At 45.9% G+C, this 19,749-nt stretch carries 21 protein-coding genes; 17 read left to right on the forward strand and 4 right to left on the reverse strand.

What is annotated here, in order from left to right:
* Positions 1-20 precede the first annotated feature (20 nt).
* Together DEM91_RS03720 and DEM91_RS03725 are read right to left on the reverse strand one after the other, a co-directional pair.
* The gene (locus tag DEM91_RS03720) at positions 21-1,130 is read right to left on the reverse strand and encodes a HigA family addiction module antitoxin (RefSeq protein WP_036896705.1); all 1,110 of its coding nucleotides are present in this window, start codon (positions 1,128-1,130) and stop codon (positions 21-23) included.
* Entirely contained in the window at positions 1,114-1,446 is a 333-nt protein-coding gene (locus DEM91_RS03725) for a hypothetical protein (RefSeq protein ID WP_036896706.1), read from the reverse strand. The genes DEM91_RS03720 and DEM91_RS03725 overlap by 17 nt, the downstream gene beginning before the upstream one ends.
* Before the next feature lie 549 nt (positions 1,447-1,995).
* Between DEM91_RS03725 and DEM91_RS03730 the strand changes: the two genes are divergently transcribed.
* The 17 genes from DEM91_RS03730 to DEM91_RS03810 all read left to right on the forward strand — a co-directional run bounded on the left by DEM91_RS03730 (position 1,996) and on the right by DEM91_RS03810 (position 17,652).
* Positions 1,996-2,685: a ParA family protein gene (locus DEM91_RS03730; protein WP_036896707.1), complete on the forward strand. Its 690-nt coding sequence runs from the start codon at positions 1,996-1,998 to the stop codon at positions 2,683-2,685.
* Complete coding sequence (locus tag DEM91_RS03735; RefSeq protein WP_036896708.1) at positions 2,682-3,089, forward strand: hypothetical protein; 408 nt, start codon at positions 2,682-2,684, stop codon at positions 3,087-3,089. The genes DEM91_RS03730 and DEM91_RS03735 overlap by 4 nt, the downstream gene beginning before the upstream one ends.
* The gene (locus DEM91_RS03740; RefSeq protein ID WP_249858043.1) at positions 3,082-3,684 is read left to right on the forward strand and encodes a DNA-binding protein; all 603 of its coding nucleotides are present in this window, start codon (positions 3,082-3,084) and stop codon (positions 3,682-3,684) included. The genes DEM91_RS03735 and DEM91_RS03740 overlap by 8 nt, the downstream gene beginning before the upstream one ends.
* Before the next feature lie 12 nt (positions 3,685-3,696).
* Positions 3,697-4,077: a hypothetical protein gene (locus DEM91_RS03745; RefSeq protein WP_036896710.1), complete on the forward strand. Its 381-nt coding sequence runs from the start codon at positions 3,697-3,699 to the stop codon at positions 4,075-4,077.
* A 102-nt stretch (positions 4,078-4,179) separates the two neighbouring features.
* Positions 4,180-4,542 carry a DUF4134 domain-containing protein gene (locus DEM91_RS03750; RefSeq protein WP_036896711.1) on the forward strand — a complete coding sequence of 121 codons (363 nt, stop codon included), beginning with the start codon at positions 4,180-4,182 and terminating at the stop codon, positions 4,540-4,542.
* A 61-nt stretch (positions 4,543-4,603) separates the two neighbouring features.
* Entirely contained in the window at positions 4,604-4,882 is a 279-nt protein-coding gene (locus DEM91_RS03755; protein ID WP_004342148.1) for a DUF4133 domain-containing protein, read from the forward strand.
* Between the two features lie 5 nt (positions 4,883-4,887).
* Positions 4,888-7,767 (forward strand): TraG family conjugative transposon ATPase, encoded by a 2,880-nt coding sequence (locus DEM91_RS03760; protein WP_249858044.1) that lies wholly within the window; start codon positions 4,888-4,890, stop codon positions 7,765-7,767.
* Positions 7,755-8,483, forward strand: a complete 729-nt coding sequence (locus tag DEM91_RS03765; RefSeq protein WP_249858045.1) for a hypothetical protein — start codon at positions 7,755-7,757, stop codon at positions 8,481-8,483. Before DEM91_RS03760 ends, DEM91_RS03765 begins: the two co-directional genes overlap by 13 nt.
* A 13-nt stretch (positions 8,484-8,496) precedes the next feature.
* Positions 8,497-9,192, forward strand: a complete 696-nt coding sequence (locus tag DEM91_RS03770; RefSeq protein ID WP_249858046.1) for a hypothetical protein — start codon at positions 8,497-8,499, stop codon at positions 9,190-9,192.
* Entirely contained in the window at positions 9,189-9,869 is a 681-nt protein-coding gene (locus DEM91_RS03775) for a DUF5045 domain-containing protein (RefSeq protein WP_249858047.1), read from the forward strand. The genes DEM91_RS03770 and DEM91_RS03775 overlap by 4 nt, the downstream gene beginning before the upstream one ends.
* A gap of 4 nt (positions 9,870-9,873) precedes the next feature.
* Positions 9,874-11,232, forward strand: coding sequence for a hypothetical protein (locus tag DEM91_RS03780; protein WP_249858048.1), 1,359 nt, complete (start codon positions 9,874-9,876; stop codon positions 11,230-11,232).
* 17 nt (positions 11,233-11,249) lie between these two features.
* Positions 11,250-11,846 carry a conjugative transposon protein TraK gene (gene traK / locus DEM91_RS03785; RefSeq protein WP_249858049.1) on the forward strand — a complete coding sequence of 199 codons (597 nt, stop codon included), beginning with the start codon at positions 11,250-11,252 and terminating at the stop codon, positions 11,844-11,846.
* A 4-nt stretch (positions 11,847-11,850) separates the two neighbouring features.
* The gene (locus DEM91_RS03790) at positions 11,851-12,327 is read left to right on the forward strand and encodes a hypothetical protein (protein ID WP_249858050.1); all 477 of its coding nucleotides are present in this window, start codon (positions 11,851-11,853) and stop codon (positions 12,325-12,327) included.
* Between the two features lie 4 nt (positions 12,328-12,331).
* Positions 12,332-13,720 carry a conjugative transposon protein TraM gene (locus tag DEM91_RS03795; RefSeq protein WP_249858051.1) on the forward strand — a complete coding sequence of 463 codons (1,389 nt, stop codon included), beginning with the start codon at positions 12,332-12,334 and terminating at the stop codon, positions 13,718-13,720.
* Between the two features lie 30 nt (positions 13,721-13,750).
* On the forward strand, positions 13,751-14,686 hold the full coding sequence (traN, locus tag DEM91_RS03800) for a conjugative transposon protein TraN (RefSeq protein WP_249858052.1): 936 nt from the start codon (positions 13,751-13,753) through the stop codon (positions 14,684-14,686).
* A gap of 4 nt (positions 14,687-14,690) precedes the next feature.
* Complete coding sequence (locus DEM91_RS03805) at positions 14,691-17,009, forward strand: type IV secretory system conjugative DNA transfer family protein (protein WP_249858053.1); 2,319 nt, start codon at positions 14,691-14,693, stop codon at positions 17,007-17,009.
* A gap of 1 nt (position 17,010) precedes the next feature.
* Positions 17,011-17,652, forward strand: a complete 642-nt coding sequence (locus DEM91_RS03810) for a TraX family protein (protein WP_249858054.1) — start codon at positions 17,011-17,013, stop codon at positions 17,650-17,652.
* A 2-nt stretch (positions 17,653-17,654) separates the two neighbouring features.
* Here the strand turns inward: DEM91_RS03810 and DEM91_RS03815 are convergent, their stop codons facing one another.
* Complete coding sequence (locus tag DEM91_RS03815; RefSeq protein ID WP_249858055.1) at positions 17,655-19,076, reverse strand: P-loop NTPase fold protein; 1,422 nt, start codon at positions 19,074-19,076, stop codon at positions 17,655-17,657.
* A complete protein-coding gene (locus tag DEM91_RS03820; protein ID WP_249858056.1) occupies positions 19,073-19,654 on the reverse strand; it encodes a hypothetical protein in 582 nt (193 codons plus the stop codon). The genes DEM91_RS03815 and DEM91_RS03820 overlap by 4 nt, the downstream gene beginning before the upstream one ends.
* Positions 19,655-19,749 lie beyond the last annotated feature (95 nt).

Raw genomic sequence — 19,749 nt, forward strand, 5'->3', positions numbered from 1 at the left:
GTCGTCCAACTCATGTTCTATCAATAAATTTTAGATGACTTGTAAGCCGAGGTCTGATACCAGTTGGTATCATGTTTATACCTTGAAACTGCTATAGTCGGACTGATTCCATACTTTTCAGCTTCTTTTGCAATAGCCTTCACTACAATGTGCGGCGATAGGCTACTGCTTTTACCTGAAAGTATTTTATTCCAAACTTCACATGGAATTAAATGCTCTTTAGCAAAGTTGTTAGCCTCTTTTTCCCTTGGATCTTTTGAGTAGATAGTTCCTTCGATAGAGATAAACGATGTGTGCTCTTCTGAGAAATGCTTTTCGATATGACACAATTCATGAAGAACATCAAATGCTAATTTATCAATATCATTATACCGATAGGTAACCGTCACTATAGGATGTTGGTTTACATAAGTAGAGAAAGCATCAACAGGGGTTTTATCCAACTTTTCCACTACAACATAACCTATACCGTTTTGATAAAGACTATCCTTGATGGCCTTGGCTGTAAGTTTCCGCTCATTAGCCAATTTTGCGATTGCATCGGCGGCCTTTATTCCATTGCCATGTACATAAGTCCTTTCTACTTTTTCACGTGAAGTTGCCAACCAGCTCAGCAGAAGCCAAGTCTGCATATTCTTTTCGTCAATCTGAACCTTGTCGCTGTGCTTATATAATCCAGCTACTTGCTTACTCATCTCTGCAGATGACAGCAGGTCAAAGGAGAAAAGCGATTTTATTTCTTTCACCCGTTCAAGGAGGGGAAGAACAGCTAAATTCAATTTCTTATAAAGAAGTTTAAGATTGAACATACGAGCACATGCGTCCTCAAACGAACGTGCATTTTGTTCTTCCGATTGTTTCATACTGACAGCTTTGCTGTCATACATATAACCATTGTGCAAGCTCATCCAGGTTTTATAGGGAATCCCTAAATGGTTTTCCAGCTTCATGGCCAGATCGTCGTTCAGATTGCGTTTGCCACGAATAAACTCACTCAGATGGGTAGCTTGCATACCTATCTGCTTTGCAAAGTCCTTTTGCTTGATACCACGTTCCCGCAACTCTTCACGCAAGATTTCTCCTGGGTGGATTGCCCTAACAGGAACCAATCTGTTACTTCTTGTTGCCATAATGTGTACTATCAATTTCAATTAGTTCTACTTCGATGCCATCCTTTATCTCCTTGAACAACAGGCGTTCTACCAAACCGTTTACAAGTCGAACAGAACTTAGAGGCTCTTTCTGCTGATATCTCAATTTCTCATAGTGTAAGAAGCTGAAATTCTTTAGTTCGTCTGTACACTCTACATCATAAATGATTCCTACTGCCCGGATGTAGCCATCTACCAAACGTTTATTCTTACATATCTGCTTGTATTTCTTGTCTTTGGTTTTGCCTGTTTCATACAGCTCAGATAAGGCTTCTTCCTTGAAGATTATATTCATACGGTGAAATGTATCTTAGCCTTTATGCTGCAAAGATAAGATAAAATTCCCAAATATGGTAATTTTTTAATACTGTTATTGTTCACTATATACATATTTAACTTTTCTACATCTTTTTATAAACTACAAGAAGAATGTTTTTGGTATTATCCCATGATATCGTTAACAACTAGAATCATAGCAGGGCTTCACGGATATTTTCATCTCCTGTAGTTAAACTACGTTAAAGAAAAAGGATTGCAACCTATAATCCATATTCCCAATAAGTTGTGCGTACTATCACTACCTTTCTATAAATATTATTATGGCTTGAAACCATCACCAGAATATCGGCATTATCGTGCTTGCTGACGAGTTAATAACCTCTTGCAAATTTCATTTCCATTTTTTATCTTTGCCAATGATTTCACGATTTAGCATCTTCCTCATTTACTTAATTCGCAAGATACCTATTTCTCGAAATAATGCTACTGGGGCCCAACTCCATTTGATAACCGGCCTACCAAAAAGGAGTTTGTTATTATCACACAACTAATAACAAATTCGACAATGAGAGACAATATCATGATCACCTTTGCCAATCAGAAGGGCGGTGTCGGTAAGACTACGCTCTGCACCATGTTCGCCGATTACCTGGCGGCAAAGGGAGAGAGCGTACTCGTTGTGGATTTTGACCGACAGCAGACCATTTACTCCAAACGAAAGGAGGATGTAGAGAAATATAGAGGGGTACGTTTGCCTTATACCGTACAGCCTTTCGACATCAAAGACACCAATAACGTCAGGGAGTTTCTTACCAGTCTGCGCGAGGGTTACAAAGGCATCGTACTGATGGACACACCCGGCAACCTGTCGCAACAGGGACTAGTGCCTATCTTTGCCCTCAGTCATTACATCGTATGCCCCTATCAGTTCGAGGCAACTTCCATCAATTCCACCGCTACTTTCATCGGCTTCATCGCCAAGCTCCAACGTATGCTGCCCATCATGAAGTGCCAGTTCGTCTTCGTGGTTAATAAATGGGACAAACGGTATGGCAAGAAAGCGGAACTGGAGTTGTGGGATAAAACGGAGGAAAAGCTACGCCACTTCGGTCTGGTTACGCCACGCATAGAAGTCAAGGCGGACATGCAACGATACAACACCATCGAACTGATGGGACCACAAAAGGACATCGTATCACCTACCTTCGACTTTATGTATCAACAGATATTCAAACCTAAAGAACAGACAAAATGAAAGTAGACATTCTCCATTCGCAGACGCTGCCTACCAACGACCTGCTTAACCTACCCGATATAGACGGGGTGTTTAATGAGGTGAAAGAACCATCTGTTCCACAACCTTCGCAAACTGCGCCCAAGACAGTGCAGCCCAACATCCACAAGTCTGATGACAGTTGGCAGCTCTTCCAGCAGTATGCAAAACAATACGGCTACCGTGTCAAGAAGTACGATCGCAAGAACTACGAGATAGACAACGAGGTGGTGGAGCTGTTGAAGCTCTGCAATATCAACAATATGTCGGTTACCGACATCATCAATGCCGCCCTCCGTGCCTTTATCGGCACCAACAGTGGCTACCTCAAAGAGTTTCTACGCCGTAACGATTATATTGTCAATAACCTTCAAAATCATGTATAGGCAAAATATTATCTGGACCGCATCTATGGTGGATTTCCTTATCGACCACCACAAGGAGATGAACAATACCGCTTTAGCTGGACATTTGGGTATTTCTCTGAGCTGCCTACGGCGGAAGTTGCATGAGTTGGGCTTGCGTAAACGTCCTGTCACCAAGGCGATGGCGGAGGCAAATACGGTCAGGAAGTTATATTACAATCACTCTTATAGTGAGATAGCCAAGCTTACAGGTATATCTACTAGGTCGGTTTCACGAATCGTTAAAAAGTACCACCTTGAAAGAACGGCAGACGAAACCCGACAGATACGGTCGCGCAGCAGGAAGAGCATCATCAAACGGGAGAAGGCCCGCGTGTTGTTCGGACTACCACAAAAAACAAACATCAAGGTGGTAGGCAACAAGAAACGTGTAGTCTTGAAGAGCATCCTGAAATCGTATGGCTATTTAGTCATTCCTGGCCATAACACCTTATATTATGATGATCAGCTGAAGCGCAGACCAATCCGTGAGAGCAATGGGCTGAAGCTGGGATTGCAGTTTCAGCCAATGAGTGTCTATCTTGCCATGCCGGTTCAATGCCCATCGTTCACATAATGCCTATTGCGTATGAGTTTTCAAATATTCCTCGGTTTTATTGTGGCTTGCTACCTCTGCTATTACTTGGGTACGGTGGCCTACGACCTGCTGGCAGGCAGAAAGCTTGCTGCCAGCGAAGACGATAAGGTACAGGAGGAAGCCATTGACATCTCCGATGAAGTAAGGGAATTTACGCCTATCCTTATCACTCGCCCCATCATCAATAAACAGAAGACAGCTGCCCTGAAACGAAAGCAAACAGCAAAACTCTTGATGACCGGCGGTATTGAAGTAAACAACCTGCTGGTCAAGGTGGAAGACCTGTCGAAAGACGGTGAGAACAGCGAACTGGGCAGCTTGCTTGCCAAATGGAAGGAGTTTGATCCAGAAAGAGGAGACCTTTCTCCATAAAACATACCAACTTTTTATCTTTAATATTTAGACCTAGCACTTTAACTTGTTTGACTTTCGGCTTTAACATGGAATTGAATTTCAAATTTAATCCATTCGATTATGTCGCAATTGAGAAAACAAACAGTAAAATGCGTGGGACGTGCTTGGAGCTTTGCGAAGTGTCAGTCTTTGAAATTAGCAGTAAGCGTGGGAATGTTCGCCATGAGTACTGGAACAATGCTGGCCAACAGCAAGGGTGCTGGCGGATTTTCCAAAGCTACCACGGAGATCTCTTCGTACCAGACCCCTGTTTCCAACCTGATGAAGGCCATCGCAGCCGTCATCGTGTTAGTAGGAGCGTTCAATGTGTATTTCAAGATGCAGAACGGCGACCAGGACGTGAAAAAGACTATCATGCTCACCATCGGTGGCTGTGTGGCTTTCATCGCCATGTCGGAAGCTCTTCCGCTCTTCTTCAAGTAATCAATCGGTGGGAGCCGGACCTGCAACCAAGCGTCTGGCTCCTACCAAATTTCAAAGTTTTATGGAAGATTTCTTTCCTATATACAAAGGCATACAGAAACCGTTGGAGTTCATGGGCATCAGAGGGCGTTTCCTAACCTTTGCCGCCATTGCCATCGGTGTATCCTTTCTCGGTTTCATCCTTTTTTCCATCATCCTGGGCAAGCTGGCTGGCTTTATTGCCATGATTGTCCTTGCCCTTGTCGGACTGGCCACCATCTACATACGGCAGCGAAATGGGCTTCACGCCAAGCATCGGAATAAGGGTATTTACATCTATCATGGGATTTTCAAACACTAACGGTTATGGCACAGAAAAGAAGACCATTCAATAAACTCTTTGCCCAGTTGCAGGACATCAGGGAGAAGGACGGGAAAGTGCTCAATACGGTACTCTGGTCCAAGAAGGGAAATCCGTCCGTACTCTTCGAGATTGAGAATCCCGTGCAGCAATATTGTACCGATGCTGACCTATATTGCCTCTTCCAAGACGTACTGGCCAACATTATAAAGACACTCGGTGAGGGGTATGCCCTACAAAAACAGGACATCTTCTGCAAGCAGAAGTATCACCATGAGCCGGAGGGAGAACAGGAGTTCCTGACCGAAAGCTACTTCAACTACTTCGAGGGACGGGAATATACCGACATACGCACCTTCCTCATCGTTACGCAGGAGTGTGCGCACAATGCCTTTGTGAAATACGACGCCAAACGATGGGAGGACTTCCACGTCAAAGTAACCAAGGTAGCTGACATTCTGCAAGAGAAAGGTATCGCCCACCGCAAGCTGAGCAAGTCGGAAATAGACGAGTATCTTCACCGCTTTATGGCATTCCAGTTCAAGCAGGGTCCATTCTCCATGACCAACTTCAAGTGTTCTGACGAGAACCTGAAGATAGGCGACCGGACGGTAAAGTCTTTTCCCTTGGTGGATATAGATGAAATCAATATGCCCAACTTCGTGAGGCCGTTCCTTTCGGTCAACATCAACGGCACCTACATTGCCACTGACCTCTTTTCATTCCTAACGGAGATACCTTATACTGACTGCGTCATCTACAATCAGGTCATACAAATACCTGCCCAGCGCAGACTTATGCGCAAGCTGCAAAGCAAGGCGAAGCGCCACGGATCCATGCCCGATCCATCCAACCGCATCGCCAAAGAAGATATAGAACGGCTGTTGGACACGCTGGCTGTGGATAGCAAACTGATGGTTTATACCAATTTCAATATCCTCGTCAGTTGTCCGCATGACAAGATAACACCGGTTACATCGTACATCGAGACAAAGCTCTACGACTGTGCCATCATGCCCTCTCGCTCGGCTTATAACCAGCTGGAGCTCTTCACGTGCAGCTTTCCTGGCAATGGCTATGCCTTCAATCCTGATTACGACCTTTTTCTTACGCTGTCGGACGCAGCGCTCTGCCTATGCTTTAAGGAGCATCTGAAACACTCTGAGGAGACGCCGCTCAAAACCTACTATACAGACAGGCAGGGACTTCCTGTGGCGATAGACATTACCGGCAAGGAGGGAGTACACAAGTACACTGACAATGCTAATTTCTTCTGTATCGGACCCAGTGGCAGCGGTAAGAGCTTCCACATGAACAGTGTGGTACGCCAGCTTCTGGAGCAGAATACGGATGTGGTGATGGTAGATACCGGAGATAGCTATGAGGGTATATGCAGCTACTTCGGTGGCACGTATATCACCTATTCCAAGGAACATCCCATCTCCATGAATCCGTTTAAGATTACCAAGACGGAATACCGACAGAACTTCGGGGAGAAGAAGAACTTCCTGAAATCACTCATCTTCCTCATCTTCAAGGGCAGCGAGCTGCCTTCAAAGATTGAGGATGCCATCATCAATCAGGTTATCGTGGAGTATTATGATGCTTTCTTCCACCCCTTCCGTGGTTTTTCCGCAGAAGAAAAAGATAGGTTGCGCCACCGGCTCTTGCTGGAGGATAAAAAGAACGGTGAGTATGAGAAGTATGGTGAGAAGGTGGAGCATAGCTACTATCAAGATTTTGATGAGCAACAGGGGAACGCACCCACAAAGGTAAATTCTGAGGGAAAAGACGACATCTTTTCAGAAGCAGAGGTTGAGCATCAAATCAAGGCAAAACGTCAGGTGGAAAAGCTGCACGCCCTGGTCAATGACAAGGCAGCGACGGAGGGTGAGAAAGTGGCGGCTAATCGTCAGCTCATGCGTATCATGGCGGAGGTGATCGAGGGCAGCTATCTCATGCGCATCGAACAGAAGATAGAGAAGATGGAACAGCGCAGACGGAAGATGACCGTCAGGAAACTGTCCTTCAACACTTTCTATGAATATGCGCTGGAACGTATTCCGCAGCTGATGACCGAAAAGAAGATAGCCTTCGACATTGATAACTTCGCCGCCATTCTCGAACAGTTCTACCGTGGTGGCGAGCTGGAGTGTACGCTGAACAACGACCTGGAACAGTCGCTCTTTGATGAGCGGTTCATCGTCTTCGAGATTGACAAAATCAAAGATGACCCTGTGCTGTTCCCTATCGTGGTGCTCATCATCATGGATGTATTTCTCCAGAAGATGCGTATCAAGAAAGGCCGAAAGGCGCTCATCATCGAAGAGGCATGGAAAGCTATCGCCTCGCCTACGATGGCAGAATATATCAAGTATCTCTACAAGACGGTGCGTAAGTTCCACGGCATCGCCGGAGTAGTGACACAGGAACTGAACGACGTGATTGATTCTCCCATTGTCAAGGAGGCTATCATCAACAACAGCGACGTGAAAATTCTGCTTGACCAGGCCAAATTCAAGGATCGGTACGATGACATTGCGGCTATCCTCGGACTGACAGCGGTTCAACGACAGCAGATCTTCACCATCAACAGCCTTAACAACCACGAGGGCCGGAATTACTTCAAGGAGGTATGGATATGCCGTGGACAGGTATCGGATGTGTATGGTGTGGAAGAACCGCCTGAATGTTACTGGGCCTACACCACGGAACGGGCGGAAAAGGAAGCCCTCAAAATTTACACGAAGCATTATGGTGGTAACATCCAACGTGCCATCACAGAGATAGAGAAAGACCGCAGAAAGGCAGGAATAAGCAAATATCTCGATTTCGCGCGGCATGTCAACGAACATCAAAACATTATGAGCTTATGGAAAAGTTAAGGTTAATTTTCGTTCTAGCGATGCTCCTTGCCTCGCTGAACATTCGGGCTGGCTGGCGTGTGGTGATAGACAAGAAAACCACGGCCGCCGTTATGTCCAATGCTGCGTCGCAGAAACTCATAGAGGACAGGCACAACGGGCGTCTGGATTCCATCAATACCAAGCAAGAGAAGCTGATGAAGTATACCGCTACGATGGCAAGCATCAAGGAACTTTACCAACTCTCCATGCAGAACATCACTGGTTTTGGGGAAGAAAGTAGATACTACGGTGAAATCGTCTCGCTCACAGCCAGCATCTTCAAGGATGTGCCCATCGTGCTGAAACAGCTCGGCAAGTCACCGGGCAAGAACTATGTGGTATGCCTCAATGAGATGACCAATCTCGTGTCCGAGACGCAAGGACTGGTACACGACTTTGTGGATATTGTAAACAACGACAAGGTACGCAATCCTTTGGACACGGCCAAAGATGACGGCAAGGACGACGGATATAACCTGCTCAACCGCTATGAACGGCTGACGATGGCCAACAAGATTTACAGTCGTCTGCTTGAAATCCACTATAAGCTGGAGGTTATGGTGATGATGTGCCAGTTCGGTAACACCTGGGGGGATGTACTCATGGCCATTGACGTGGAGTCGTGGGCTGCCTATATCACGGCTCAAAACTCCGTTGACGGATTGATTGATAATTGGAACGGCTTGGATGTCTAAAGAAGTTTGGCTTATGAAAAAGGCATGGAAAATAAAAAGATATGGGCTGTTGTTATGGTGCTTCATGGTAACAGCTCCCATCTTTGCCGATGTTATACCGACGCCGAGGGATCCGCTAACCATTGAAGCCCTTATCAGTCTGCATAAACTCATCAAGGGTGAAGAGGACAAGGCCTTGGCAAAGGTGGCAACGAGTTTTGGTGAACAGAGCATCATCACAAAGGGTGCTACCAAGTTCAATGATGTCAGAACGACCTTGGACAGCAAATTGAATAATGGCTATTCCTACGTCATCTTAGCCAGCGCATTGGGTTCGACAGTCAACAGCATGTATCGCTTGATACAGGAGTACTCCCAGTTTACACGCTCAACTTTTCAATATACCTCCAAGAAGCCGATGGTGGCATGGTACTATACAGAAGCAAATATGGCTTGTGCAAGAGAAATCAAAAACATCAAAGCCCTTTATGCATCGCTTGCCGCCAGCGGTGTCAATGTAATGAAGGCCTCGATGGACGAGAAACTTCACCTTATCATGGAGTTGAAGACTTCCATAGAGAACATGAGAGGTATCATCGATGGTGCCAACGTCTGGTGTAGCATCATTACCGTCGGCGGGGTCAGATACGATTATATTTGGGACATCCTCAACAGTGAGGTGACGGACAAAATAGCAGAAGGAGTAATTAACAAATGGAACAGTATTTGAGAAAATTTCTATTCATCACGGCTGGGTTACTTTATCTTTCCCTGTCCACATTTGCACAGCATCCGACCTACGATGACCAGAAGGAAAAGCAGTGGAAGTCAATGGAGAACGGACCATGGGACTTTGCTCCTGCATGGTATTATTACTTATTACACAAGAAATATAGCGGCGGTGAGGCTTACTGGCAATGGAGATTTCTCAAATCTGGCTGGAGAGTTAGGTTTAAGGAAAGTAAGTCCAGCGTGAAACGCATCATGCCCACTCGTATCACCGCCGAAGAGACGCAACGACAGAAGATGAAGGAAACCGAGCAGGAACGTGCGAAGATAGAAGAACTCTACAAGGAGGAAGTGGCGCGTGCCGCTGACAGGAATGTCGATCTGGTTTATTCCTCCTTCAAAGCCGACTTCGAACGCATGCAGAAATCTATTTCCGACGGACTGCTCTTCTGTATGCAGAGGAGCAGCGGCAAACTGAAATTTCAGGTCGATGAGCTGACCCGGCAGAACGAGATGATTTGCCAGGATATAGTCTATATCCATCGGACGGGTGTGGGATATGAACTTGAAAACGCCAAACGGCAGAAAGCCTACCAACAATATAAGAAACAGATGGAGGAAATTGTCAGCCGCGTGGCGCATCTTGTAGGTATGGCGCAAAACTATTACAAACGATAAAATTATGGTTACAGATATTTTGATGAATATTGCAAGTCAGCTACTCACCATGGGACTGCCCTCTATTGACCAAAGCCTTGAGAAGTTGCTGGTGGCGATGGAGACTTTTCCGAAGTCGGCGGTGCTGGGCAACACCGTGGGCTACGCCCGTGTCATAGGCTTGTGCCTCGCCCTTTGTGTGGGTTCCTACGAGTGCTGGATGATGATGCTTGGACGTAGGGCGATGGACGTAATGAAACTTCTCCGCATCGTGGGACTGTCCATCTGCATCACTTACAGTTCTTGGATCTGTCAGGAACTGGCCCGACCGGGCAAAGCGTTGGAGGCGACCACCAAACAGATGGCGAGCAGCAAGAACAAGGAAGTGGCTGCGCTGGAACTCAAAGTCGCGCAGAAGCAGTCGGACTATCTCAAACGACTCCGCCAGGTGCAGGACAGTATTGAGACAGCGAAGCAGGTACAGACCATCGGGGAGGATGCCCATTGGTGGGATAAGCTCATCTACAACATGGAAAACCTGGGCACGACCATCAACAACTATGCGCAGCGAGCCACCGTAGCCGCTGAGACAAAGGTGTCGGAATGGATAAACGACGTGATACGTTTCATCGGTGAACTGATATTCCAGATGTCGTATTATGGCATCTTGGTAGCCCAGCGTATTTTCATGGCTATACTGGCCACATTTGCCCCCATCATGTTCGCCCTCTCGATAGTACCTCCATGGAGCAGTGCATGGTCGCAATGGATCAGCAAATATCTGTCCTTGTCGCTATGGGGATTTGTCACCTATATGTGCCTGTACTATATCGACTTCATCCTGATGTATAACCTCGGCGAGGACCTCAATGCCTATGGCAGGCTTCTGCAGGGGCAGGTGAACTCTTGGGGACAGATAGGCGCTTTGGGCATTCAGGGCATCGGCTCCAACTGCATGTATGCTATGGGTATGCTGGTGGGTGCCTATATCATCCGTTTCGTCCCTGAAGTGGCATCATGGCTAATTCCAGGGGGTGTGAGTTCAAGTGCTGGCAGTGCAGCTGGAGGTGTCGTGGCAGGAGCCGTGGGCGGAGCTGTGGGCAGTGCCGCTTCTACTGGAGTGGGTATCGCTTCAGTGGCTACACCAATGGCGGGCGCGGCAGTCTCTGGTGCGGCGCATCTTGGCGCAGCTGGTATGGCAGGAGCTGTGAGCGGCGCAAGTGGCTATTCCGATGGCGGAATGGCTACTATGGCTGGAGTCATGGGAGGCGCTGCCTCAGGTATAGCGAAAGAGGCCAAACACATGTTCACAGAAAGCTCTGCTGGCAAGGCGGCATCGAAGATGGGCAACTCCATGAGAGATTCTTATAACAGAGGAAAATAAACTAAAAACGACAGGATATGTTAATACAAAGTTTGGAACAGAAAACAAGGCTCGCGCTGACAACTGTACTGCTGACCATCATCGGCAGTACGGTGGTCTGTGCCTGCTGCATCTTCTACTGTGCCAAGTTGGTAACGGAAGAGCGTAATCAGATTTATGTCCTCGATGGCGACATTCCTTTCCTCGCTGAAAGGAGTAAGCAAGAGGCGAATTTTGTCATGGAGGCAAAAGCACACATCCAGCTCTTCCATCAGTATTTCTTCAATCTGCCGCCCGATGACGACTATATCAAATGGACACTGTCCAAAGCCATTTATATGGCGGACGGTACGGCTCTCAAACAGAAACAGGCGATGGAGGAAAACGGTTTTTACTCGGACATCGTCTCTTCTTCGGCCGTGTGCATGACCATCTGTGACTCCATCAAGCTGGACGAACACACTCGAAAGTTCAAATACTACGGTACGCAGATTATTAAACGTCGTTCACGCGACATGAAACGCTCTCTTATTACGGTGGGCGGCATTGAGAATGTGCCCCGTACAAGGAACAATCCGCACGGTCTGCTTATTACCAACTGGAGAACATTGGAGAACAAGGATTTAGACTACTAAGGGTATGAGGAAGAAAATGAAACGTGCGAAAGAAGCCAAAGCTAGATGGGAACAGGAAACCAAGGGGAAGCTGGAGTCCTTTGTAAGGAAGCTCTCTTTGCAATGGAAGATACGGGAACGGATAGATGCTGCCAACGCATGGGCTGTGAAACACCCGAAGCATACGGCGGCCATGACCATCGGTGCACTGCTCTGTTCGCTCTGCCTGGGGATAGTCGTGTCACTCTATACTCCGCAACCCAGCAAGGATATTGTGGGGGAGATAGAGAATGTGCAGCCTATGTTCGCCGGACTGCAGAGCATACAGAACGGCAAGAACGTACAGGTTCGAGAGGTCGGACAACTGGCTCTGCGAGGACAGCGGCTGAAATGGGAACTGGATTCCTTGGTGCGTATTCCTATCAAGACGCATCAGGATTCCACACTTATCATCTATAAATATAGGCAGCTCGAAATGATAGTGACAAACTTAAAACATTAATGATATGAAAGAACTGATTAAGAAATTCTTGCTTAAAGCTGGACTGAGAAAGGAGGATGATCCGTCGGACGCTGCACGGACGGAGGCTAATGCAGAAGCGCAGGGCGAAAATAAGGAAGAGTCCGACGAAAGGGAAAAGACAAGTCCGAAAGAGCCTCCAGTGGTGAAGCCCTTGTCACAGGGCAAGAGTTGGTGGCGCATCGATTTAAAGCAGCCCAAGTATATCTTTCCATTGGCCATCCTCCTGCCCATCTTGTTCTTAGGCTATGAGCTGATAGGTGTGTTCGGAGGTCAGGACGATGCCAAGAAGGGCGTTGCCACCGACAGTATCAACGCTTCGCTGCCCACAGCAGCCAATGATGAAATGGGGGACAAGATGGCGGAGATGAACAAACGCTATAACGAGGAAGAAGCGGCATCGGCAGTGAACGGCATCGGTGAGGACCAGCCACAGCAGGACTCACTCAGCAACAGTTATCAAGAGCATGAGCTGGATGAAATAGACCGGCAGAATGCTATCAATGCGCAGCGGCAGAAGGACATGGAAGCCTTGCAACAACGACTGGAACAGTCTCGGAAGCACATCAATGCCTATGAGGGTGGAAGTTACGGTGGTGCATCCAGATACGGTTCTGGCAGCAGTTATGGCCGTAGCTCCCGACAAACGGAGATGGATGACTATGCAAGGGAGGTGGAAGCGATTCAGAAGAGAAGCCTTGCCCGGCAAAAATCCTTGGAGAGGAGCATGGGCATCGGCGATGAGGATGAAAGTGGCAAAGAATCAAAAGTGTCACAACCCTTCAATGCACCTAATCGTAAGCCCAAAGAGAAACCAGCTATTGTCAAGAAGGTAATGGAGGGTAATGCGGATAAGTTCAACACCGTCAGTGCCGAGTCTACGGCGGAGGTTCCGTTGATCCGCGCCATGATAGACAAAACGACCAAAGCACACGAGGGTACGCGCCTCCGCTTCAAACTCCTCGATGATGTGACGCTCAAAGGGACAAAACTGAAGAAGGGTACCTATCTCTATGGTACGGTGACGGGATTCGGTCAGCAGCGTGTCATGGCTTCCATCACCAGCATCTTGGTTAAAGATAAGTTCATCAAGGTGGGACTATCCGTCTATGACAATGATGGCATGGAGGGCTTTTATGTGCCGGAATCGGCATTCCGTGACTTGATGAAGGATGCCAAGGCGAACGCCTTGCAGAGCAATATCAACTTCGACGGTGGGTATGGTGGCGGACTGAGTTCTGAGGCAGTGGCTCTGCAGGCCCTACAGAACATGTACCAATCAGCAACCTCTGCCGTGTCTGCCAATATCAGAAAGAACAAGGCACGAATCAAGTACAACACCATCGTCTATCTGGTCAATACCAATGCTGAGTAGCATTCAACAATTCATCAAACATTAGAAAATATGAAGCAGTTTTTAGTTATCTTGGTTGCCCTCATGGGATTGTGTGGCAGCCTGCAGGCACAGAAAATGTATAAGAACATTGAGGCAGACTCGGTTTCGGTGAGATATATCCGCAACGCAAGGCCCTCGGACAGCTACATCTTTGACGAGAACAGACGCAAGGATGTGGTGTTTGTCAACGAAGAGGTGACAACGCATCTACTGATGCCAGAGAATATCAAGCTCGTGGATATTTCGACGAGCAAGATTGTAGGTAACCAGTGTACGGACAATATCGTGCGTATTAAACCCTCCAGGAGAATGTACGACAATGAGTTGGTAGGTACAGTTACCGTTATCGGTGAGCGGCATATCGTACAACTCAACGTGGTTTATACTGCCGGACCAGCGAAAGCCAACTCCATCTACCGCATCAAGACCAGGGATATGGGCAGATATGAGAATCCCGACGTGACGATGCCACGTAAAGAAATGGCAGCCTACGCCTGGGCTATCTTTGCCAGTAAACCGCAAAAGCATATCCGTTCCCATGAGTATGGCATCAGGGCAAGAGTGAACAACATTTTCAGCATCGGTGATTATTTCTTCATCGATTATTCACTCTACAATGCCACCAAAATCAAGTATGACATCAGTGAGGTACGCATCAAACTCACGGACAAGAAGGAACTGAAGGCTACCAATTCGCAGACAATTGAGCTGACTCCGGTCTTTTCCCTAAACAGTGCCAAGAGCTTCAAGAAGGCATATCGTAACGTGCTGGTACTCGACAAGCTGACCTTTCCTGAAGAGAAGGTGCTGAAACTGGAGATTTCGGAGGAACAGATTTCTGGTCGTGTCGTCACACTCAACATCGACTATAAGGATATTCTTCATGCCGATGGCATTGGTGAACAGATAATGGCGTTCCTCCCGGTTCTTAATTCTCAAAAGTAGCATCATGGCAGTAGAAGAGACAAGGGAACAGCAACAGATGTACAACACGTTCAGGAGTTGCATCTACCTTTTCTTGATTGTAGAGCTAATCATGAATCTCCCCATCACGGCGGACAACCGTGTGACGGGATTTATCCTGGAACTCATCACACGCTTCAAGGTTTTCAACAATGTAGCATCGTGTAAGCTCATCGAACTGATATGTATTGGTGTGACATGCATCGGTACACGTCCACAGAAGGCGTTGAAGTTCAATGTCAAGACAATGGTGCTTTACCCTATCGGCATCGGCATTACGTTCATCGCGCTCTGCATGATGCTTCATAAAGGCATCTGGGGCGGAGTTTCATTTGGCTTCCCTACCAATCGCGTGCTCTACGCCATGACTTCCATTATCGGTACGATGCTTCTGCATCAGGGATTAGATGGTATCTCTCGCTACTACAATTACAAATTGGGTGAAGACCGTTTCAACTTTGAGAATGAGTCGTTCCAGCAGTCGGAGGAACTGAATGAGAATCCTTATTCTGTCAATATCCCGATGATCTACTATTTCAAGGGACGCATGCACAAGGGATGGATTAACATCATCAATCCGTTCCGTGGGACCATTGTACTGGGTACGCCCGGTTCTGGTAAGTCGTTTGGCATCATCGACCCATTTATCCGTCAGCATGCGGCTAAGGGCTTTGCCATGATGGTGTATGACTATAAGTTCCCGACATTGGGAAAGACGCTGTTCTATCAATACTGCAAAAACAAGAAACTGGACAGGCTGCCGGAAAACTGTGGTTTCCACATCGTGAACTTTACCGATGTGGAGTATTCCAACCGTATCAACCCTATACAACGGAAGTATATCCCTGACTTGGCAGCAGCGGCTGAGACAGCTGCAACGTTGCTTGAATCGCTTAACAAGGGAGGCGACAAGAAAGGCGGATCGGAGGCGTTTTTTCAGAACTCGGCCATCAACTTCCTTTCGGCTATCATCTATTTCTTCGTCAACTTCCATCCGACGGGGTTCAAGGACGGCAAGAAACTCACTCGTTACATCAAATACAAAGGGAAGAAACTAAGGCTGATGACAAAGAACTGGCATGACTACCGGGCTGTCGACAAGAACGGTAACATGATTCTTGACTTTGTGGATGAGCTGAGCCACGATGTGTCGGTGGATGAGGATGGCATGTTCGTGGATCTTAATGACTTCACTTATATCAGCCGTAACGGACAGAAAGTGCATATCACTTCGTCCTGGTATGAGGATGAGCAGGGGCAGGTAGTGGAGCCTGACACCATTACAGGAGAATATTCGGATATGCCACATGTACTATCCTTCTTAGGTAAGCAGTACAGTGACGTATTTGACATCCTGATGCAGGATCAGAAAATACTCTCGCTCATGGCTCCGTTCCAGTCGGCTTATACCAACAAAGCGATGGACCAGCTCGAAGGTATGGTGGGTACGCTCCGTGTCAATGCAGCTCGCTTGGTTTCACCGGAAGCCTACTGGATATTTACGGGGGATGACTTCGACCTGAAGATTTCAGACCCTGCCAGCCCTTCCTATCTCGTGATTGCCAACGACCCGGAGAAAGAGCAGATTGTGGGGGCACTGAATGCGTTGGTGCTCAACCGTCTCGTGACCCGTGTGAACAGCAGAGGGAATATTCCTGTTTCCATCATCGTGGATGAGCTGCCAACCTTGTACTTTCATAAGATTGACCGACTGATCGGCACGGCGCGAAGCAACAAGGTAGCAGTGACGCTTGGTTTCCAAGAGTTGCCACAGCTGGAGGCGGACTATGGCAAGAATGGGATGCAGAAGATTATTACCACCTGCGGTAACATTTTTATGGGTGCCGCCCGCAACAAGGAAACGCTGGAATGGGCGCAGAATGATGTATTCGGTAAGGCGAAGCAGACGTCCAGGTCTATTACCATCAATGACCAGAAGGTTTCCACGTCTATCTCGGAGCGGTTGGACTTCCTAGTCCCTGCTGCCAAGATAGCGGACATGGCGACTGGTTGGCTCGCTGGTCAGTCAGCTCGTGACTTTACTCCGACGGAAGGCAGCATGATGCAGGGGTTTGACATAGAGAAGTCGGAGGAGTTCAAGACCTCGAAGTATTTCTGTAAGACCCACTTTGATATGGAACAAATCAAACAGGAGGAAAGTCTGTATGCCGACCTGCCAAAGATTTATCAGTTTGCCTCCAACCGTGAGAAGGAAATCATGCTGGGTCGTAACTTCAAGCGTGTCAATGACGAGGTGGATGCGATGATCGCAGAGTTATTGGGCAAAGAAAAGAAAACAAAGTGACATGATCCTCGTTCAAGGTAAAGGGTTGTCAGGAAGCGCATTGAAGGTAATTGCATTGGTGTCTATGACATTAGACCACATAGCCTATTATCTGATGGACAAAAGCATTGCCTACGATGCCATGCGAACGGTGGGGAGGATGGCTTTTCCCATCTTCGCATTTCTGCTGGTGGAGGGGTATGTGCATACCCGTTCCGTAAGGAAATATGCGCTGAGTCTTTTCATTTTTGCTCTTGTGTCGGATATTCCGTGGTGGCTACTGAATCATGACAATACACATAATGTGTTCTTCACCCTGCTATTGGGGCTGGTGGCAATAGAGGGGTTAAGCAATGTTGGTAAGAAGTTTTTGCCCTGTTGCGTCTTGATAGTTACAGTCTGTGGCATCGCTATGTGGCTACACGTCGATTATGAGTATTCAGGAATACTGCTGGTTTGTACGTTTTTCGTGTTTCGCAAACACAACGTAATGAAATGTCTTTTGGCCTCCCTTTTTATGTACCAGTACGATGTGATTGGGGTTTGCATGGGATTGGCGGTTAACCTTTGCTATAATGGGCAGCGAGGGTTTATCAAGGAACAGTATATGAAGTATCTATTCTATACATACTATCCTTTACATTTATTGATTTTTATGAAATGAGATTAATCCTCTATATGTAAATTCTCTTCCAAGTCAATAAACTGGGTAACATATGATAGTTTTAGTTGACTTGTTCTTCTTATTAACTTTGCGTATCTTGCTATATCATCAGCCTTCAAGTGTTTAGTGGTAAAAAACAGGTTGATTTTGTTGAAATCGTTTGCATCCACTTCCCATAATTTGGACTCTCCACTATTGCGATCTGTAGTCATATAATAAACTAGTAAATCGCAAAAAGGAAAAAGAATAACAGGTGCGTGATATTCTGAATATTTCTTACGTTCGTAGAGAGAAAACGGCAATATGCACTCTAGTTCATCAACAAGCTCTTGGCAAGATAACTGGTGATTTACGATTGACTCATATAGTTCAAAATGATAGCTTCTAATATATAAAAGCAATAATATCAATCCTGGCAACTCTTCGCTGTTTGTATAAAGGGAGCAATATACTAATCGAACAGATATGAGTAGCTTCTGCATCTGTCTTAAAGTTAGTTTCTTGCTACTTGCAAGTATTCTAATAAACTCATCGAAGAATGAATAGGCAGAAGAAGGCATGTTTCTATTATTACCAAAGAAAAAACCTTTGAAATTTAGATTCTCACACAAATACTTAATGTAATTGTTATAATTGGGGTCTGGCAAAAAATATTCAATATCTATAAAACGACGTAAGTATTCCTCTGCATTAATCCTGTCACTGCCGAAGTATCCTCTGACAGAATTGCCTAACTGCTGCTTATCAACGGAAAGTATAAAAATAATATTGGGGATGGAAAAGATGTGTTTTATCCGTTCCAGCACTTTCACTGCATAAAAAGGATTGCACCTGTCTAATTCGTCTATAAAAAAAATCAATGGCTTTTCGGTTAGCTTGCTTACTAAATCACTTAATCGTGCCTTAAAAGAAGTAAGACTTTTTCGTTCTTCATTATATTTATCTATTTGTTTTTTAAGTGAGGATATACCTTCTTCAACCATATCTGTAACGCTATCAACTGCGTCATCTCCAATATACTTTTTAATAATGTGTTCCACCATATGGGGAGTTGCCGCCAAAGTGATTTTCCCGGCATTGTTCATAACAGAAGTAAACAAATCTTTTAGTTTAGCTTCTTTGCTTAACTCTCCAACTTCAGCAATCAATGCCACTAAAGGGTCTTCAATAAAATCCGATTCCCATGCATTGTAATAAATAGTCTTATACCCATCGTTCTTCAGCATTTGTTCCCACATTTTAACGAATGTGGTTTTGCCAGTTCCCCATGCTCCATTGAGACTGACGACATACCCATCATGATTATGAGCAATGATATTAGTCAAAATTTGTGCATACTTTTTCCTACCTAATCTGTCAGCCTGGAAAGGATTTTCTCGATCAATAGTTAAATCTTTGAATTTATAATGCATAATTTTCTTCACTTAATCCTTCTATATCTTAATCCAGAATGATTCCCATTCTGCCAAAGTCGAACATTCGGCACTAATTCATAGTTAATAATACAACCATCACTTGCTATCTCGCCATAGAAAATCTCGACTTCGTCTTCTAAAACCTCACGTATCCGAGTGAGAAATTGTTTTTTAGCATTTGATTGTTCATTGAATTTGCCAAGATGCAACGAGCGAAGCCAATCGTCAAATTCGTACATGGTAGATAGATTATATGCCTTATCTTCTATTACCAACTCAGCTCCATCATTCAGACAAATCCCATTAGTGTCCCAGAAAATGCCCTCCTCTCTAGGACTTATCAATATTATTTTCTTAATCTTTGGGGTAACAAATTGCTTATCAAACCACTCATCGTACTTTTTAGAAGCAATAAACCATTCTAATTTCGTAGACTTCAGCTCATTAAAGAAATCCAGAGATGTCGCAGCTTCTCCATTTGGCAAAGACCAATTCTCGGTCATGTAATCGTCATCGTATTGACCATGGTTGCCGAAGCCCCAAAAGTTGATAAGTGGGATGAGACCTCTGCAAAACTCATTGTTCAAAATTTGCTCATTTCATCATATTTTTGTACCTTTATAGTATGAAACAATGTCCTTCTTCTCCGAGTTTTGCTGACCTAATAGTTGGTCATCGTAAG

The organism is Prevotella sp. TCVGH (assembly GCF_023522295.1).
Lineage (GTDB): Bacteria > Bacteroidota > Bacteroidia > Bacteroidales > Bacteroidaceae > Prevotella > Prevotella timonensis.

What these genes read in the sequence shown, in the direction of transcription:
- DEM91_RS03795 (WP_249858051.1), top strand. Translation starts at nt 12,332, where the DNA reads ATGAAAGAACTGATTAAGAAATTCTTGCTTAAAGCTGGACTGAGAAAG.
- DEM91_RS03760 (WP_249858044.1), top strand. Translation starts at nt 4,888, where the DNA reads ATGGCACAGAAAAGAAGACCATTCAATAAACTCTTTGCCCAGTTGCAG.
- DEM91_RS03730 (WP_036896707.1), top strand. Translation starts at nt 1,996, where the DNA reads ATGAGAGACAATATCATGATCACCTTTGCCAATCAGAAGGGCGGTGTC.
- DEM91_RS03805 (WP_249858053.1), top strand. Translation starts at nt 14,691, where the DNA reads ATGGCAGTAGAAGAGACAAGGGAACAGCAACAGATGTACAACACGTTC.
- DEM91_RS03745 (WP_036896710.1), top strand. Translation starts at nt 3,697, where the DNA reads ATGAGTTTTCAAATATTCCTCGGTTTTATTGTGGCTTGCTACCTCTGC.
- traK (WP_249858049.1), top strand. Translation starts at nt 11,250, where the DNA reads ATGTTAATACAAAGTTTGGAACAGAAAACAAGGCTCGCGCTGACAACT.
- DEM91_RS03750 (WP_036896711.1), top strand. Translation starts at nt 4,180, where the DNA reads ATGTCGCAATTGAGAAAACAAACAGTAAAATGCGTGGGACGTGCTTGG.
- DEM91_RS03725 (WP_036896706.1), bottom strand. Translation starts at nt 1,446, where the DNA reads ATGAATATAATCTTCAAGGAAGAAGCCTTATCTGAGCTGTATGAAACA.
- DEM91_RS03810 (WP_249858054.1), top strand. Translation starts at nt 17,011, where the DNA reads ATGATCCTCGTTCAAGGTAAAGGGTTGTCAGGAAGCGCATTGAAGGTA.
- DEM91_RS03735 (WP_036896708.1), top strand. Translation starts at nt 2,682, where the DNA reads ATGAAAGTAGACATTCTCCATTCGCAGACGCTGCCTACCAACGACCTG.
- DEM91_RS03755 (WP_004342148.1), top strand. Translation starts at nt 4,604, where the DNA reads ATGGAAGATTTCTTTCCTATATACAAAGGCATACAGAAACCGTTGGAG.
- DEM91_RS03780 (WP_249858048.1), top strand. Translation starts at nt 9,874, where the DNA reads ATGGTTACAGATATTTTGATGAATATTGCAAGTCAGCTACTCACCATG.
- DEM91_RS03790 (WP_249858050.1), top strand. Translation starts at nt 11,851, where the DNA reads ATGAGGAAGAAAATGAAACGTGCGAAAGAAGCCAAAGCTAGATGGGAA.
- DEM91_RS03765 (WP_249858045.1), top strand. Translation starts at nt 7,755, where the DNA reads ATGGAAAAGTTAAGGTTAATTTTCGTTCTAGCGATGCTCCTTGCCTCG.
- DEM91_RS03720 (WP_036896705.1), bottom strand. Translation starts at nt 1,130, where the DNA reads ATGGCAACAAGAAGTAACAGATTGGTTCCTGTTAGGGCAATCCACCCA.
- DEM91_RS03740 (WP_249858043.1), top strand. Translation starts at nt 3,082, where the DNA reads ATGTATAGGCAAAATATTATCTGGACCGCATCTATGGTGGATTTCCTT.
- traN (WP_249858052.1), top strand. Translation starts at nt 13,751, where the DNA reads ATGAAGCAGTTTTTAGTTATCTTGGTTGCCCTCATGGGATTGTGTGGC.
- DEM91_RS03770 (WP_249858046.1), top strand. Translation starts at nt 8,497, where the DNA reads ATGAAAAAGGCATGGAAAATAAAAAGATATGGGCTGTTGTTATGGTGC.